The sequence below is a fragment of the Gemmatimonadaceae bacterium genome, assembly GCA_016720905.1.
Classification (GTDB): Bacteria; Gemmatimonadota; Gemmatimonadetes; order Gemmatimonadales; family Gemmatimonadaceae; genus Gemmatimonas.
Genome location: JADKJT010000029.1, coordinates 50,544 through 67,622, shown reverse-complemented (window position 1 = coordinate 67,622; position 17,079 = coordinate 50,544). Strand labels below are relative to the sequence as shown.

Here is a 17,079-nt window from a genome sequence, read left to right as displayed (position 1 = left end):
CGGCCGGACCTGTACGGGTCCGGCCGCCTTCGGTCAGGAGCGTCACGCCTGAGGGGTTGGCGACAACACGCGAAACTCCAGCTTGTCCTTCTCGGTCGACGAGACGTCCACCTCGATCTCGTCGCCCTTCGCGAACTCAGCGGTCAGGATCTTCTCGGACAGCGGGTCCTCGATGTATCGCTGGATCGCCCGCTTGAGTGGCCGGGCCCCGAAGTGCTCATCGTGACCGTGATCGACCAGAAACGCCGTCGTCGCGTCGGTCAGGCGAATCGTCAGTTCTTCGTCCGCCAGTCGTTTCTGCACCTCGGCAAAGACGATCGACACGATCTGCGCGATGTGCTCCTTCCCGAGCGGATGAAACACAATCACGTCGTCGAGTCGATTGAGGAACTCGGGGTTGAACACCCGCCCCATCTCCTCCTTCACTTTCTCGGAGATGCGTTCAAAATCTCCGCGCGAGTCAGACCCGGCAAATCCGAGCGACTTGCCTTTCGTGATGTCCTTCGCGCCCACGTTCGACGTCATGATCACGACGGTATTCTTGAAGTCGATGACGCGACCGTAGTTGTCGGTCAAGTGGCCCTCGTCGAGCACCTGCAACAGGATGTTGAAGACGTCCGGATGGGCCTTCTCGATTTCATCGAGCAGCACGACGCTATACGGCTTGCGACGGACGGCCTTGGTCAACGAACCCGAATCTTCGTACCCGACGTAGCCCGGCGGCGCGCCGATCAAGCGCGACACCGAGAACTTTTCCATGTACTCGCTCATATCGACGCGGATGAGGGCGGACGCATCGGCAAACAGGAACTTGGCCAACGATCGCGCCAGTTCCGTCTTGCCGACGCCGGTCGGTCCGGAGAAGATGAACGACCCGATGGGACGTCGCGGATCCTTGAGTCCCGCACGACTGCGCCGAATGGACCGCGACAACGCCTTGATGGCCTCGTCCTGGCCCACCACCGACCGATGCAACTCATCTTCCATGCGCAGCAGGCGTGACGTTTCCGCCTCTTGGAGTCGCGTCACGGGAATACCGGTCCAGCGACTGACGATGAAGGCGATCTCCTCCTCACCCAACGTCGGCCGATGCGATTGCCGGCGCTGCTCCCACTCTTCCTGCGTGCGCCGGATCTCCGCCTGCACTTCGCGCTCACTGTCGCGCAGCGAGGCGGCCCGCTCGAAATTCTGATCGCGCACCGCCGCTTCCTTCTCGGCGTTGATCCCTTCCAGCTGCTCCTTGAGCGCGGCGACTTCCAGCGGCGGTACCTGCGCCGCGAGCCGCGCCCGCGCACCCGCCTCGTCGATCACATCAATCGCCTTGTCGGGCAGGAACCGGTCGGTGATGTAGCGCTCCGAGAGCTTGGCGGCCGCCAGCAACGTCTCATCGGGAATGTTCACCCGATGATGATCCTCGTATTTCTTGCGCAGCCCCTGTAGAATCTGCACGGTCTCGTCGATCGATGGCGGATCGACCACGACCGTCTGGAATCGACGCTCAAGAGCACCGTCTTTCTCGATGTACTTGCGATACTCGTTGAGCGTCGAGGCGCCGACACACTGCAATTCGCCGCGCGCGAGCGCCGGCTTGAGCATGTTGCTGGCGTCAATCGCGCCTTCGGCGGCACCGGCACCGACCAGCGTGTGCAGTTCGTCGATGAACAGGATGACCTGCTTGTTCTGGGCGATCTCGTTCATCACGGCCTTGAGCCGCTCTTCGAACTGCCCACGGTACTTCGTGCCGGCAATGACGGCCGCCATATCCAACGACAGCACGCGATGCTCGCGCAAGGAGTCCGGGCAGTCGCCATTCGCGATGAGTTGCGCCAGCCCCTCGACAATCGCCGTCTTGCCGACACCGGGCTCGCCGATCAACACGGGGTTGTTCTTCTTGCGGCGCGTCAGGACCTCCATCACCCGTTCGATCTCCTTGGCCCGGCCGATCGTTGGATCGAGCTGCCCTTCGGCGGCCAATTGGGTGAGGTCCCGACAGAAATGATCGAGCGCCGGCGTCTTGGACTTCTTCTCGCCCTTGGCAGGAGCAGCCGACGGCGGAACGGCGCCCGACTTTTCGGGCGCGGCGGACGCACCGGTTTGCGGTACGTCGGTGCCCAGCAGCCGCAGCGTCTCCGCGCGGGCGGCTTCGAGATTCACACCCGCGTCGGTCAGGACCTGCGCGGCAATGCCTTTTTCCTCGCGCAGCAGGCCAAGCAGCAGGTGCTCCGTGCCGACATAGCTGTGGCTCAGATCCCGCGCTTCGGCCATTGCCAGCTCCAGGACCTTCTTCGCCCGCGAGGTATACGGCAGATCCGGGCCGGTGGCTTGCGCCGCCTTCCCCTTCTTGACCGTCTCCTCGATTTTCTGGGTGACATCGTCGAGGTCGACGTTGAGGTTCTGCAGCACCGCTGCCGCGACCCCCTCGCCCTCCCGAATCAGTCCCAGCAGGATATGCTCCGTTCCCACGTATTCGTGGTGGAGCCGCGCCGCTTCCTCGCGGGCCATCGCCAGAACTTTTCGCACCCGCTCGGTGAAGTTGTAGCCGTTCATCGTCCCCTCTGGGCCCTAGTCAGAGCGGGTCATTCGACGCCGCCCCCTTCGCTCACCAACGCCTGCCGCACGTACCGGGCACGCGCCAAATTCGCCTCAGCCTCGTTCAGCGCCTTCCCCTCGATATGGGACAGGTGCGCTGATTGGGCAAAAATCAGGAGCTTGTTGAGGGTGTATACACTGAGACCGGAGATCAGTTTCAGGCCGACCGCCAGTCGAACACCGCTCAGGTAGTTCATGGCTTCGTCGAACGTGAGGCTGCGGGCGTACCGCAGCGTCCCGTAGGCGCGCCACAATTTGTCCTCGATAATATAGCCAGCGTCGCGGACCAGTACACGGCGCGCTTCCTCTTCGCGCGCTATGACGTGGCGTACCACACGCACCAGCAGCTCCTGCAACTCCTCTTCGGAACGCCCCAGCGTGGTCTGATTCGACAGCTGGAAGAAATTGCCCACGACCTCGCTGCCCTCACCGTACAGCCCGCGATAGGTAAGCCCCATCTGTTGCAGCCCGGCCAGCACTTTGCCGATCTCCTTGGTGAGCACCAGCCCCGGCAGATGGATCAGCACCGATGCCCGGAGCCCCGTACCCACGTTCGTCGGGCAGGCCGTGAGGAAGCCGAACTCCCGATGAAACGCGTACGGCACGTGCGCCCCAAGCTCCCGATCGAGCTGTTGCGCCGCCTCAAAGGCCTGCGAGACCGCGAATCCGGAGCGCAGGGCCTGCAGGCGGAGATGGTCCTCCTCGTTGACCAGCAGACCCACCGCCTCGCCGAGGAATACCGCCGCACCGCTGCGCAGCGGATGCTGCTGATCGAGCCCCGCCAACTCCTTGCTGACCAGATGTCGCTCGTGCAGGAGCTGCCGGTCCTGCGCCGCCAGTTCGTCCAGACGCACCAGCACACTGCGAGTCAATGACGGAACGGCCCCGAGGGCATCTCGCACCTGCGCCAGCATGCGCAGCCGCTCGCCCTCCCTGGCGCGACCGGTGAACGCGTAGCCCGACACATTGCGGGCCAGACGCATGCGGGTTGAGATCACGATATCGGCGTGAGGACCGGACGCATCGAGCCAGCGCACGCCGCCATCGGGCAGCAGCGACAGGTCGAGGCCCGAACGCGGGGTGTTCATGCGATCGTCCTCATTCCAGCACCCGCAAGCGGTCGCGCAGTTCGGCAGCCAGTTCGAAATGTTCGGTTTCCACGGCTCGACGCAGTCGATCGCGAAGGTCATGCACGGAATCGGGCTTTTGCAGGACATGCGCGGCCGGCGTGTCGTATTGCCGACCGACATGTTTCGAACTGCCATGCAGGCGCCGCAACAATTCCCGCAAGCTGCGCTCCATGGCGTCGTAGCAATGCGGGCAGCCCAGCCGTCCCGTGGCGCGGAAATCGCGCGCCGTGGCTCCACAGAATGCGCACGCCGCCGCATCGTCCGATGCGGCCGATTCCTGCGCCTGCACCGCCTGCAGGATGTCTCCCAGCGGATGTTGTGTCACCGCGACCGTGGTCTCCACGCCCTTGTCCGCCGCACACTTCTCACAGAGGTGCAACTGGTTGACGGCGTTTTCCACGACCCGCGTCACATGGACGACTGCGTCGCGCTCCTGGCAGTGGTCGCAGAGCATCAGGCCTCCGTCCTACGTCCATCGGTGACTGCCAAACTGCCCCCCTCCAACAATAACGTTCGATCGGCACGCGCGGGCGAGCGGATTGTGCGTCACGTCGATCAGCCCGAGTGAGAGATCACGCGCCAACTCCGAGAACAAGTCGTGCAGCGCTCCGCGTTATGATGATCGAGATTGCCACTGGGTTCATCGGCCAGCAACAGTGCCGGTTCGGCCGCCAGCGCGCGCGCCACCGCCGTCCGCTGCTGCTCACCGCCGGACATCTCCGACGGCCGATGGTGCTGCCGTGCCGACAACCCGACCCGATCCAACAGCGCCGCCGCACGCGCTGTGGCGACCCGTTCGTCGGTTCCGGCAATTCGTAACGGCATCATGACGTTCTCGAGCGCCGAGAACTCCCGCAACAGGTGATGAAACTGAAACACAAATCCGACCGTGCGGTTCCTGAGCGCCGCCAGGGCGTCATCATCCATCGCCGCGATCGGGTGCCCTCCCAGCTCGATGGTGCCGGCCGAAGGACGCTCAAGGGCGCCCAATACGTGGAGCAGCGTGCTCTTACCGGCGCCGCTGTACCCCATGATGGCCACCATCTCGCCACGCTGCACCGTCAACGACACATCGTCGAGGACCCGGATGATGCCACCATCACCGCCTCGGAATTCTTTCACCAATCCCTCGGCGCGGACCACGACCGGCTGATCACTCATGCCGAATGGCCTCCACCGGATACAGCTTCGCGGCCTGCGAGGCCGGATACATCGTCGCCACGGCGGCAATCGCCAGACTGGCACCCACGATCATCACGACATCCCAGAACTGCGTGTAGACCGGCAGGTGATCGATGAAGTACACCGACGGATCCAGCGCGATCAGCTGGTAGCGCTCGAGCATGACGGAAACGGCGAGTCCGAGCAACAGGCCACCGGCCGTCCCGACCGCACCCACCACTACCCCCTGCAGCAGGAAAATGCGCCGGATCGAACGCGCCGGCATGCCCATGGCGCGCAGAATGCCGATCTCCCGCGTCTTGTCGCGCACCACCATCGTGAGCGTGCTCACGATGTTGAACGCGGCGACGATCACGATCAGCAACAGAATGACGCTCATGCCCAGCTTCTCGAGCTTGAGGGCCTTGAACAGCTGACTGTTCTGTTCCTGCCAGTCCATGGCGCGCACCGGCGACTTGAGGGTCGCCCGAATGGTGTCCGCAATCGCCGAGGCCTCGTCGCGATCACGCGTGCGCACTTCGATACCGGTCACATCCTCGCCCAACGCCGCGAACCGTTGTGCGGTCCGCAGATCGAGGTAGATGTAGGCATCGTCGTATTCGTACATGCCAGTCTCGAAGATTCCCGACACGACCACGCTGTCGAACTTGGGAATAATGGCGCCCGTGGCAGCATTCATTTCCGCCGTGCCTTCACCCAACAGCACGATGGTGTCACCCGGAAACGCGCTCAGCTTGGCGGCCAGCAACTTGCCGAGGACCGCGCCAGGCAGCGAGACGCTGTCCCGTCGAAACCGGAAATCGCCAAGAATGGCGTGCGATCGAATGGATGTGACATCGAGTGTGTTCACGCCGACCGGCTCGATGCCAACCACCTGCGCCCCCGTGCGATACGTGCCGCCCAGATTGCGCACCATCCCCTGCGTCGTCACGAACGGCGCCGCGGCCATCACGCCCTTCACCGCGCGAACCTCATCGCGCACCGTCGGCCAGCCGGTCAGTCGCATGTCCGATCCGTAGGGCAACACCCGCAAATCGGGACTCCCCACCAGAATCTTGTCGCGGAGATCCCGCTGCAATCCGTTCATCACGCCCATGATCACGATCAGCGCGCTCACGCCCACCAGCACGCCGCCAATGGCGATGACGCTGATCAGCGACAGCAGGCGCGAACCGCGACGGCTGCGCAGGTAGCGCCAGGCAATGGAGAGCTCGAGACCGCGCATGCGTGGCCCTATTCCGGCCGCATGGTCGGGAACAGAATCACATCGCGAATATTGGCCGTGTCCGTGAGATACATGAACAGACGATCGATGCCGATGCCGACGCCGCCCGTGGGCGGCATGCCGTACTCCATCGCCCGCAGGTAGTCCTCGTCCACGCCCGAAGCTTCGTCGTCGCCGGCCTCACGCAATCGCGCCTGCGCCTCGAAGCGCTCGCGTTGATCGATTGGATCGTTCAATTCCGAAAAGGCGTTCGCCAATTCCCGTCCGCGCGCGAACAGCTCGAACCGCTCGGTCAACCCGGGCTTGCCGCGCTTGGGCTTGGCCAGCGGCGAGAGTTCGATCGGATAGTCCACCACGAACGTGGGGGTGTCGATCCGGGATTCCACCAACGCCTGGAACATCTCATCCAGCACCTTGGGGCGACTGAGTGACGCCACCTTGGGAACTCCCACGCGTTCGGCCATCTGACGCAACGTCGCGTCGTCGACCGACATCACATCGGCACCCGCAGCGGATGACAACGAGCCCGACCAGTCCATCCGCGGAAACGGCGGCGTCAGGACCGGGACGTGCTCGCCGATGACCGGTAACGCGCGCAAGGCCGACGCGGCCGCGGCCATGATGGTCTCCACACGGTCCATCATCGTCGTGTAATCGGCGAACGCTTCGTAGAACTCCAGCATCGTGAATTCCGGATTGTGCGTCCGATCAATGCCCTCATTCCGGAAGTCGTGACCGATTTCATACACCCGCTCGAAACCGCCGACGATCAGCCGCTTGAGATACAGCTCATCGGCGATCCGCAGGTACAGCGGCATGTCCAGCGTATTATGATGCGTGATGAACGGTCGCGCTGACGCACCGCCGTACAGCGGCTGCAGCACCGGCGTCTCCACCTCGAGATACCCCAGGGCGTCGAGATGCGTGCGGATGGTGCGGGTGAGCACCGATCGCGCACGAAACAGCGCGCGCACTTCGGGATGCACCGCCAGGTCGGCATAGCGTTGCCGCGCCCGCTGCTCGGTGTCCGCAAAGGCGGAATAGCGCACGACCTGCCCGTCCACCACCTGCTCCTTCCCCAGCGGCAGCGGACGCAAGGCTTTCGAGAGCAATTCAACTGTCTGTACGCGCACCGTGGCCTCGCCGGTCTTGGTGCGCATCATGGTGCCCTGCGCACCGACCCAATCGCCCAGGTCGTAGTCGCCCAGCTGCGCGAACGCAGCATCGCCCAGATCATCCCGGCGCAGGTACAGCTGGACCCGACCGTCCATGTCGGCCACGTGCGCGAACGCGGTCCTGCCCTGACTCCGCCATGACACCAGGCGTCCGGCCACCCGCACCGAGGGACCCTCGTCGCCGTCTCCCAGCACTGCAATCGCCTCACGCGAGGTGTGCGTGCGATCGTAGGCATAGGCAAACGGCTCGACGCCCGCCGCACGCAACCGGTTCAGTTTGTCGCGGCGCGCCTGCATCAGAAAATTCAGGTCGTCGCTCATAGCGGACGCTCGACGCTGTCTTCACCTTCCGCCTTGAGATACGCCTGAATGAACGGGTCGATGTCGCCGTCCATGACCTTCTGGACGTCGGGAATCTTCAGTTCGGTGCGGTGGTCGTTGACCATCGTATAGGGCTGAAAGACGTAGCTGCGAATCTGGCTGCCAAACGACACGTCCTGCTTGTTCGCGTCGAACGCCGCCTTGACGGCCAACTGCTTCTCCACCTCGACCTGATACAGCCGGTTCTTGAGCTGCTTCATGGCCGTTTCCTTGTTCTTGAACTGCGAGCGTTGCGCCTGTGACGCCGTGATGATTCCCGACGGCAAATGCGTGATGCGCACGGCCGACGACGTCTTGTTGACGTGCTGTCCGCCCGCCCCCGACGCCCGATACACATCAATCTTGAGATCCTCGTCGCGAATCTCGATGTTGATCTCTTCGTTCACGACGGGATATACGAACACCGAAGCGAAGCTGGTGTGCCGCCGCGCCTGGGAATCGTACGGCGAAATACGCACGAGCCGATGGACGCCCGATTCGGGTCGAAGAAACCCGTAGGCGAACTGGCCCTTGATTTCGATGACGGAGCCCTTGATCCCCGCCTCCTCACCTTCGCTGCGATCAAGCAATTCCAGTTCGAAGCCCTTCCGTTCGGCCCATCGGATATACATGCGCTCGAGCATCTCGGCCCAGTCCTGCGCCTCGGTGCCACCAGCGCCAGCCGAGATTTCGATTTGCGCGTCCCGGAAATCGTCTTTCCCGCGCAACAAGGACTTCAACTCGAACGCGTCGAGCTCCTCGGCGATGCGTTCCACCTCGGCATCCAGGTCCTTGCCCATGGCGGCGTCCGGCTCCATCGCCAGCAATTCATCGAGTTCGCGCGCCGACGCCACGCGGGCAGTGAGACTGTCGAACGGCTCGATCCATCCCTTGAACGACTTGACCTGCTGCACGATGTCACGCGCGTGCTCCTGGTCGTTCCAGAAGGCACTCTCGGACATCTCGTTCTCGTACGAACTCAGTGTGGCGCGCTTGGATTCGATGTCAAAGATACCTCCGCATGTCCGCAAGCCGTTCGTCGGCTCCGGTCAGCACTTTCAGTCGTTCGCCGTCCTGCATGCCCGCCTCCACGAAAAACGCGAGCCGCTCTCCGCGCTGGAGAGCGGCCCGAGAAATGGTCATCGCTCGATGTACTTGGAAGCTACCCGAGACACCCGCTGGCATCCAGCGGGTCCCTCGAATGCGCCGATGTCAGAAGAGCTTTCGCCCTGACCCGAGGATCTCGTTGAGGGCTTCCTGGAAGTGCGGCGAGTTTTCGGCCGTTTCCCGTCCGACTTGCTCGACATACTCCTCGTAGCTCTTCTTGATGTCTTCGCGAAAGAGCTGACGCAGCGTTCCGTCGCGGAGCCCTTCTTCGCGCTTCTGCGGATGGTAGGCGACCAGGTCAGACACCAGCGCCCGCGCCAGACGACGGGAGCGCTGCCCCGGGTCCGCGTTGAGGAACGGATTGATTGATCGCCGTGGAGTAGGAGTCGCCGACGGGGTCGGCATCGACACCGGCAATGCGACGGCCGGAGATGGCGGGGTTGAGATGGCGACCGAATGGGGCGTTGGAGACGCGACCGGATTGAACGCCGGCGTTGCCGTTGGCAGTCGCGCTGGAGCGGGCGGCGTCATGATTGAAGGCGCTACCCCGGACGCAACCGGCGGCACTGGCATCGCCGCGGGCGTATACGGTCGTTGCGGCGTCGGATAGGCCGGGCGAGTCGATCCGGCCGTCGTCGATGAAACCGCGCTGAGTGAGGCGGGTGTCACGGAGACCGGAAGGGTTCCTCCGGCAATGGCGATCACGCCACCGCACACCGAACATCTGGCGCGTACGCCGGTGGCCGGCACTTTGGCCGGGTCCACGCGAAAGACCGATCGGCAATCCGGGCATGAGACGGTCATTGGCCCACTCCCCCGCTGCGGAGTCCGTTGCGGTCGCGGAGCAGCTCGACGCCAGGCGCACTCGCCATGGGGGTCGACGGCTCATCTCGGCGACGATCCACCGCCCATACTGATCCCGGTAGCGTTTTTGCGTAGCTCTTCATTTCCGTAGCCAACTCGCTGACCTCGACCGCTCGCGTGAAGCGGCGGCGCTGATTGGTGACGACGCCAACTGATAGGGTCATCAGCGGCACCCGATGCAGCTGACCCCGGCGATCCTTGCCGAAGAAATATCCCACGCGTCGGTCCTGCTCGGAATACTGCAACGGGATCAATTCGTCAAACACCCGGATGATCTCGTCGCAGACCCGCGGCATGGCCGCGATGGGGACCGCACAGAGGAAGTCATCACCGCCGATGTGCCCGACGAAGCCGCTTTCTTCGCACAGACCCTTCACCACGTCGTGGAGGATTCTGGCGAGGAGTCTGATGACCTGGTCGCCATTGTGGTAGCCATAGCGATCATTGAATTCCTTGAAATAGTCAAGATCGGCGTAGCACGCCGCAAACCGTTCACCAGACGCCACGCGGCGAGCCAATTCCGCCTCGATTTCCCGGGTGCCCGGCAGCCGGGTGGACGGATGGACATCGGTGTCACGGTCGCTGCGCCGAATCATGGTTGCCAAACGGGCCAACGCCTCGAAGTCGTCCACGTCCGCCCGCAGGACTTCGTCCGCGCCTGCCTCAAAGCCTTCGCCGAAGCGATGCGCCGGCACAATCATGACGACCGGGACGATCGCCGAGTATGAATCGCGCTTGAGCTGACGGCAGGTCGCCAGTACGGTATTCTGCCACTCTTCGGGCCCTCGCCCGTCCAGCACGATGGCTCGTGGACGCGTGCGCAACGCCACCGCCAACACCGCTCCGGCATCCGGAAGCTCCAGCACTCGTACATCGAATGTTTCCCACCATGCCGCCAACCAGGCAGGTGCCGGCTGACCGATGGTCAGCAGCACCGCTGTCTGCTCGTTGATTGCGCGGTCAGTCATGAGGAGATGGCGGGTGCGGCGTCGCAGGCTCGCGTACGCGACCGAAACGGACGCGCGCGAATAGACCCCTGTCTCCAGACGATCATGCAGGGGCCGACGCCACGATGTAACGGCGGTCACCTTCGGCAACGCATCGAGCCTCGGGCCGATCAGTCCGGCGACGGGACGAAGCGGAGAATGCTCACGATCTGACCGTGAGCGCCAGCCGGGTCCCCAGTCAGGGCGATTGAGCTGTGGACCCCCTCGAACTGGAGACCGGCCACCCGAACCCCACCAAAGCGGCGGACGCGAACCGTGACATAGGCGTCGATCAGGCTGGCCAGGTGATTGGCACCGACCAGGCCAAGCATGTTCACCGCGCGCTGGTAACTGCGATTGGCGCTCCGGATGGTCTGCACATAGACATCGCGCTGCAACTGGGCGTCCCGCCAGCTCCAGCGGAACTCATCGCGCACCGCCTCGGCCGTGTACACCGCAAGCGCCCGCTGATACTCAGGACTGGACGTCGGTGGCGCTGCGTCCGGATCCCGCCAATAGGTTTCGCGCGCCAGTCTCCATCGGGATCCATTATACGTGTTCTGATCGGTTTCCGGGTCCACTGCTCCGCCGGGCGCTCTGTCGAACACGCCACTTTCGTTGAACTTCTCCATCGACTCGTAGTATTCCCATGTGCCGATCGGCCGAGACGTAGCGAACGCCCGTCTCGCCACATCCGACGCCAGCACACGATATTCGTCGCGGTCACGATTCCCGTCGCGCTGCGCCGCGTGTGCCTGTAACACCAGATATCCCTCGGCGACCAGATACGCCACGCTACGCTGCTGACCCAACGCGAACTGCCCAGAGCCCGGCACGATCGCAGATGAAACCGGCGCCCACCACGGCGCCGCGCTGGTGCGACCCCCCACTGCGGTCCGTCGGGTTGCGATCGATGAGAAGGGCTCGACCGAGGTGACCGCAGCGTCCGCCTCGGTCGCGCCGCCCCACGGGACGGACGGCGTGACGGACGGCGTGACGGGCCATCGACGGGGGGCGAGCGCCACCGGCGCGGCAATCGACTGCGCCCCGGTCTTCCCAGCAACGCCCAGGATCAGGGCGAAAGCCAGCACCCTTAAGCGGGCGCCCCGCATTAGAAGCGCCCCCGTAACGTGATGTAGGTAGGCGTCTCACCAAGCTGCGCGGAGAGTCGATCGAAACGGCGAGATAAATCGATTCCCAGTGCGCCGCGCTGCAATCCGATGCCGATGGATGGCCCGCTGCCGTCGCCCTGTTGCCGCTTGTAGCCGGCGCGGAGGAAGTACTGGTCTTGATAGCCCAGCGACGCGCCAATTCCGATATTGGTCCCGCCGAGGGCGTCGGCCTTCAGGATGTCGGCGCTCACGTCCAGTGAGGCACCGGCAGCTTTTAGCGACGCAATCGGCAGTCGGCTCATGACTCCGCCCTGAATGACCAAGGGCAGCGGATCGGCCTGCGGCTTGTCCTTGATCTGCAACGCCGGGCCGATGTTTCTTGCCGAGAACCCGAGGGTCAGTGGGAATGCAGTAGGTACCACATACTGGACCCCCATGTCGAGTGCACTCGTCTTGCCCGAAAGTACCGGAGTGTTGCCACATGCACCACTGCAGGCGAATCGTAGCACCAGGAATTTGTAGGACACGCCAAGGCTGAGCCTCTTGCCTACCGGTGTCGCATACGAGGCCGCCAACAGGTAGTTGTGATTGCTGATCACGCCTATCGGCTGCCCATTGAACGGATCGGTCGCCTGCTGATCGCCATAGTTGACGTCGTAGCCGCTCAGCGCCAGCGTCCCGAAGATGCGGGACGGCACGGCGACGCTGACCATTACGCTGTTGGCGAGCAACGTCTGCGAATAGTGCAAGGCGACCTCCTTGCTCGGCAGTCGTGCAAGCGCAGCCGCATTCCACCAGATGCCCTCTGAGCCCAGCGTCGTGTCGGCGCTGATCGCCTCGCCCATGGACACCGCGCGCGCGCCGAACGGCACAAGAAGGAACAGTGCGCCGGATTGGGCGGACAGTACCGGCGCGCTACCCAGTAGCAGCGCCAGCAACGCAACCAGGAGCCGTGAGATCACGAGCGACCAGTGGGGTCGCCGTACCCCAGGCGTCGCACGGCGCCTGGATTCTTACGCCAATTCGCGAGCACTTTCACCCAGAGATCGAGATAGACGGGTTGTCCAACGAGCCGCTCGATTTTCTCACGAGCGGCTTTGCCAAGTTTCTTGATCTGCTGTCCATTGGCTCCGATCACGATTCGTTTCTGGCTGTCGCGTTCCACATGCAAGACCGCCCGAATGTACAGTGGTGACGCATTCTCGCGATACTCTTCGATCTCACACGCGAGTGCGTGCGGCAATTCATCACCGAGTTGCTCCAAGGCCGTCTCGCGCACCAACTCGGCACAGAAGAACCGCACGGGCTGAGTGGAGAGTTCGTCGTCGGGATAGAGATAGGGACTCTCCGGCAAGCTACTGGTGATGCGAGTCACCAACGCATCGACGCCCTCGCCACTCACGGCCGAGAGCAATACGGCATTGGGATGCCAAGTAAGCAGGCGAGACCGGGTTTCCTCGTCAAGCAGATCGGATTTGTTAAGCGCCAGCACGATCGGCGCGCGCGGAGCGCGGTCCAGTCCGGCGGCGATCTGAAACGATTCGGGAATGGTTGACGAGGCATCGACCACGTGCACGAGGACATCGGCATCGCGCACGGCGCCGAGTGCCGCGTGCCGCATGGCGGTGTGCAGGGTATCGCGCGGTTCCAGCAGCCCGGGCGTGTCGAGAATCACCATCTGGGCATTGTCCGCAGTGCGAATGCCAACGACGCGATGCCTGGTGGACTGGGCTTTGGGCGAGGTGATCGCGAGCTTCTCGCCGACGAGGCGATTGAGGAGCGTGGACTTGCCGGCATTGGGGAATCCGGCGACGGTGACAATCCCGGCCTTGGTCATCTGACGCACATGAGCAGTTCTGGCTATCGGATCGATTCGGCGTGAGCGCGAGAAGCCGCGCGAGCAAGACGCCCTGAGAATCGGCGGGGAAGGTACGGAAACGACGAAGCCCCCGCCACTAGGTGACGGGGGCTTCGAAAAGGTGCCGGCAACGGCCTACTCTCCCGCGGTCTCTCGACCGGAGTACCATTGGCGCTGCTTGGCTTAACGACCGTGTTCGGGATGGGAACGGGTGTGGCCCAAGCGCTCTAGTTGCCAGCGATTTTTCCGAAGGAAAAATCGCTGGGATTGAATCGGTGAAGCCGATTCAATCTTCCATGACAACGCTCCGCTGACGCGTCGCTATTGCTCTGGTGCGATTCTTCCGTTGTGCGACAAACTGCAAAAGTGATTGCAATCTGACAAACGGATGGGAGTGATCATGGGGCTTCGTCGTCTTTCGGACGATCGAAGCATGACTTCGCATATTTTGCGGAATTCTTGTGCCCCATGGAAAAACCATGGGGGAGTCAAGCCGCACGGGCGATTAGGACAGCTGCGCTCGGAACACCTCGCGGTGCTTCCACGTGCTGCCTATCGACGGAGTAGTCTCCTCCGGCCCTTAAGAGAGCTCAAGGCTCTAGGGAGAATTCATCTTGGGGGGCGCTTCCCACTTAGATGCTTTCAGCGGTTATCTGTGCCGATCTTCGCTACCCGGCGGTGCCATTGGCATGACAGCCGGGACACGAGCGGATCGTCCGACTCGGTCCTCTCGTACTAAAGTCCGCACCCCTCAACTCTCCAACGCCCACAGCGGATACAGACCGAACTGTCTCACGACGTTCTGAACCCAGCTCATGTGCCACTTTAACCGGCGAACAGCCGGACCCTTGGGACCTTCTCCAGCCCCAGGATGTGATAAGCCGACATCGAGGTGCCAAACCGCGCCGTCGATGTGAACTCTCGGGCGCGATAAGCCTGTTATCCCCAGCGTACCTTTTATCCGTTGCGCGATAGCCGATCCACACCGGGCTACCGGATCACTACGGCCGACTTTCGTCTCGGTTCGACCCGTCGGTCTCACCGTCAGGCTGGCTTCTGCCGTTACACTCTATAGGCGCGATTACCGACCGCGCTGAGCCAACCTTCGCGCGCCTCCGTTACTCTTTCGGAGGCGACCGCCCCAGTCAAACTGCCCACCTGCCACGGTCCCGGATAGGGTTTGCCTACCGCGGTGAGGCGATCATACAGCACAGGGTGGTATTTCACTGTTGCCTCCACGAGAGCTAGCGCCCCCGTCTCAACGGCTCCCACCTATGCTACACAGTCCTATGCAAACGCCAATGACAAGCTGCAGTAAAGGTGCATGGGGTCTTTTTGTCCTGTCGCGGGGACTCGGAATCCTCACCGAGACTGCTATTTCGCCGAGCGCGTGGTCGAGACAGTGTCCAAGTCGTTACGCCATTCGTGCAGGTCGGAACTTACCCGACAAGGAATTTCGCTACCTTAGGACCGTTATAGTTACGGCCGCCGTTTACCGGGGCTTCGGCTCAAAGCTTCGCCTTGCGGCTAACCTCTCCCCTTAACCTTCCGGCACCGGGCAGGCGTCAGTGCGTATACGGCGCCTTACGCGGCTTGGCACGCACCTGTGTTTTTGCTAAACAGTCGCTTGGACCGATTCTCTGCGGCCTCCTCGAGCGACCAGAGCAAGTCTGGCAACAAGAGGGGGCATCCCTTCTTCCGAAGTTACGGGATCATTATGCCGAGTTCCTTGACCACGTTTCACTCGTTCACCTTAGGCTACTCGCCTTGCCCACCTGTGTCGGTTTACGGTACGGACGTCTCTTATCCTCCACAACCAGCTTTTCTTGCCTGCTGACTCCACACGACTCGGATTAGGGTTGCCCCGCCTCCTCGTACTCGGGTCTCGATTGCTCTACGCCCTTGAACGGTCAATCCACAAGACCGCCCGCGCTTTGTTCCAGGGTCCCTGGTTGCTTCAACGAATAAAAGACGGGGCCGGAATTTTGACCGGCTGTCCATCGACTACGCCTTTGGGGCCTCGCCTTAGGGTCCGCCTCACCCTGCGCTGATTGCCATGGCGCAGGAATCCTTGGGCTTACGGTGTGCGGGGTTCTCACCCGCATTTGCGCGTACTTAATCCGGCATCCTCACTTCCCTTCGCTCCACGGGTTCGTTTCCACGCCCGCTTCAACGCACAGGGAACGCTCCCCTACCCCTGCAGCAAAGCTGCAAGACCAAGCTTCGGCGGGCCGCTTAATCCCGACCATTCTCGGCGCCATCACGCTGGACTGGTGAGCTATTACGCACTCTTTCAAGGAATGGCTGCTTCTAAGCCAACCTCCCAGTTGTCTCTGCACGACGACATCCTTCGCTATACTCAGCGGCCACTTCGGGGCCTTAGCTGTGGTTCTGGGTTCTTTCCCTCTCGCCGCTGGACATTATCGCTCAGCGACTGCCTCCCGAGGTCCATTAGACAGGTATTCGGAGTTTGGTAGGGGTTGGTAGGGACTACGTCCCCCCGCGCCCTTCCAGTCGCTCTACCCCCTGCTAACACGCCTCGAGGCTCTACCTCAATAGATTTCGGGGAGAACCAGCTATCTCCAGGCTTGATTGGCCTTTCACCCCTACCCACAAGTCATCCGAATGGTTTTCAACCCATACCGGTTCGGGCCTCCACTAAGTGTTACCTCAGCTTCACCCTGCTCATGGGTAGATCGCCCTGGTTTCGGGTCGTACCCCCAGATACTCATTCGCCCTCGTTACAGGACTCGCTTTCGCTGTGGCTCCGCTGCTGAGCAGCTTAGCCTCGCATCTGAGGAGTAACTCGCCGGATCATAATGCAAAAGGCACGCAGTCAGCCGTGAACCGGTTGCCCGGTCCCAGCCTCCTACCGCTTGTAAGTATGTGGTTTCAGGATCTCTTTCACTCCCCGCACTGGGGTGCTTTTCACCTGTCCCTCACGGTACTCGTCCACTATCGGTCACATAGGAGTCTTTAGGCTTGGAGGGTGGTCCCCCCGGATTCACGCCCGATTACTCGGGTCGGGCGTTACTCAGGAAATCCACTACGCACACCACATCGTCTTCGTCTACCGGGCTATCACCGTCTTCGGCGCCCCGTTCCAGGGGACTTCGACTGACTTCGATGTACGCGTCCGTGGCTCCTACAACCCCGCCCCCACAAGGAGGACGGTTTGGCCTGTACCCGTTTCGCTCGCCACTACTCGGGGCATCTCGTTTGATTTCTCTTCCTCAGGGTACTTAGATGTTTCAGTTCCCCTGGTTTGCTCCGCTTGCGCGGTGACGAGGCTCGCGCCTCGCCGGGTTTCCCCATTCGGCCATCTCGGGATCAATGCGTGTGTGCCGCTCCCCCGAGCTTATCGCAGCTTACCGCGGCCTTCATCGCCTCTATGTGCCCAGGCATCCCCCACATACTTTCTTTCGCTTGACCCTTTCCCAACTTTTCAAGCAAAATACGCGCTTCTAAAAACTTTTCGTGTTGCGTCAGCA

At 62.5% G+C, this 17,079-nt stretch carries 12 protein-coding genes, 2 rRNA genes and 1 pseudogene; all 15 read right to left on the bottom strand.

What is annotated here, in order from left to right:
* Positions 1 to 42: 42 nt before the first annotated feature.
* Positions 43 to 2,547, bottom strand: coding sequence for an ATP-dependent Clp protease ATP-binding subunit (locus IPP90_16915; GenBank protein ID MBL0172360.1), 2,505 nt, complete (start codon positions 2,545 to 2,547; stop codon positions 43 to 45).
* A 29-nt stretch (positions 2,548 to 2,576) separates the two neighbouring features.
* The gene (locus IPP90_16910; protein ID MBL0172359.1) at positions 2,577 to 3,677 is read right to left on the bottom strand and encodes a protein arginine kinase; all 1,101 of its coding nucleotides are present in this window, start codon (positions 3,675 to 3,677) and stop codon (positions 2,577 to 2,579) included.
* A 10-nt stretch (positions 3,678 to 3,687) separates the two neighbouring features.
* Positions 3,688 to 4,173 carry a UvrB/UvrC motif-containing protein gene (locus IPP90_16905; GenBank protein MBL0172358.1) on the bottom strand — a complete coding sequence of 162 codons (486 nt, stop codon included), beginning with the start codon at positions 4,171 to 4,173 and terminating at the stop codon, positions 3,688 to 3,690.
* A gap of 12 nt (positions 4,174 to 4,185) precedes the next feature.
* Positions 4,186 to 4,880 (bottom strand): annotated as a pseudogene (locus tag IPP90_16900) (ABC transporter ATP-binding protein).
* A complete protein-coding gene (locus IPP90_16895; protein ID MBL0172357.1) occupies positions 4,873 to 6,126 on the bottom strand; it encodes an ABC transporter permease in 1,254 nt (417 codons plus the stop codon). Before IPP90_16895 ends, IPP90_16900 begins: the two are co-directional and overlap by 8 nt.
* Before the next feature lie 8 nt (positions 6,127 to 6,134).
* Complete coding sequence (gene lysS / locus IPP90_16890) at positions 6,135 to 7,622, bottom strand: lysine--tRNA ligase (GenBank protein ID MBL0172356.1); 1,488 nt, start codon at positions 7,620 to 7,622, stop codon at positions 6,135 to 6,137.
* Entirely contained in the window at positions 7,619 to 8,692 is a 1,074-nt protein-coding gene (prfB, locus tag IPP90_16885; GenBank protein ID MBL0172355.1) for a peptide chain release factor 2, read from the bottom strand. The genes lysS and prfB overlap by 4 nt, the downstream gene beginning before the upstream one ends.
* Positions 8,667 to 8,804: a hypothetical protein gene (locus tag IPP90_16880; protein ID MBL0172354.1), complete on the bottom strand. Its 138-nt coding sequence runs from the start codon at positions 8,802 to 8,804 to the stop codon at positions 8,667 to 8,669. Before IPP90_16880 ends, prfB begins: the two co-directional genes overlap by 26 nt.
* A gap of 69 nt (positions 8,805 to 8,873) precedes the next feature.
* Positions 8,874 to 9,572, bottom strand: a complete 699-nt coding sequence (locus IPP90_16875; GenBank protein MBL0172353.1) for a zinc-ribbon domain-containing protein — start codon at positions 9,570 to 9,572, stop codon at positions 8,874 to 8,876.
* On the bottom strand, positions 9,569 to 10,600 hold the full coding sequence (locus tag IPP90_16870) for a diguanylate cyclase (protein ID MBL0172352.1): 1,032 nt from the start codon (positions 10,598 to 10,600) through the stop codon (positions 9,569 to 9,571). Before IPP90_16870 ends, IPP90_16875 begins: the two co-directional genes overlap by 4 nt.
* Positions 10,601 to 10,749: 149 nt before the next feature.
* Positions 10,750 to 11,709, bottom strand: coding sequence for a hypothetical protein (locus tag IPP90_16865; protein MBL0172351.1), 960 nt, complete (start codon positions 11,707 to 11,709; stop codon positions 10,750 to 10,752).
* 20 nt (positions 11,710 to 11,729) lie between these two features.
* Positions 11,730 to 12,692 (bottom strand): PorV/PorQ family protein, encoded by a 963-nt coding sequence (locus IPP90_16860; GenBank protein MBL0172350.1) that lies wholly within the window; start codon positions 12,690 to 12,692, stop codon positions 11,730 to 11,732.
* On the bottom strand, positions 12,689 to 13,567 hold the full coding sequence (era, locus tag IPP90_16855) for a GTPase Era (GenBank protein ID MBL0172349.1): 879 nt from the start codon (positions 13,565 to 13,567) through the stop codon (positions 12,689 to 12,691). The genes IPP90_16860 and era overlap by 4 nt, the downstream gene beginning before the upstream one ends.
* Before the next feature lie 143 nt (positions 13,568 to 13,710).
* Positions 13,711 to 13,827: ribosomal RNA gene (gene rrf / locus IPP90_16850) — 5S ribosomal RNA — on the bottom strand.
* A gap of 245 nt (positions 13,828 to 14,072) precedes the next feature.
* Positions 14,073 to 17,020 (bottom strand): 23S ribosomal RNA (locus IPP90_16845).
* Positions 17,021 to 17,079 lie beyond the last annotated feature (59 nt).

Bases quoted from the DNA above. Each gene is read 5' to 3' on its own strand.
- IPP90_16915 (MBL0172360.1), bottom strand. From the start codon at position 2,547: ATGAACGGCTACAACTTCACCGAGCGGGTGCGAAAAGTTCTGGCGATG.
- IPP90_16910 (MBL0172359.1), bottom strand. From the start codon at position 3,677: ATGAACACCCCGCGTTCGGGCCTCGACCTGTCGCTGCTGCCCGATGGC.
- IPP90_16905 (MBL0172358.1), bottom strand. From the start codon at position 4,173: ATGCTCTGCGACCACTGCCAGGAGCGCGACGCAGTCGTCCATGTGACG.
- IPP90_16895 (MBL0172357.1), bottom strand. From the start codon at position 6,126: ATGCGCGGTCTCGAGCTCTCCATTGCCTGGCGCTACCTGCGCAGCCGT.
- lysS (MBL0172356.1), bottom strand. From the start codon at position 7,622: ATGAGCGACGACCTGAATTTTCTGATGCAGGCGCGCCGCGACAAACTG.
- IPP90_16880 (MBL0172354.1), bottom strand. From the start codon at position 8,804: ATGACCATTTCTCGGGCCGCTCTCCAGCGCGGAGAGCGGCTCGCGTTT.
- IPP90_16875 (MBL0172353.1), bottom strand. From the start codon at position 9,572: ATGACCGTCTCATGCCCGGATTGCCGATCGGTCTTTCGCGTGGACCCG.
- IPP90_16870 (MBL0172352.1), bottom strand. From the start codon at position 10,600: ATGACTGACCGCGCAATCAACGAGCAGACAGCGGTGCTGCTGACCATC.
- era (MBL0172349.1), bottom strand. From the start codon at position 13,567: ATGACCAAGGCCGGGATTGTCACCGTCGCCGGATTCCCCAATGCCGGC.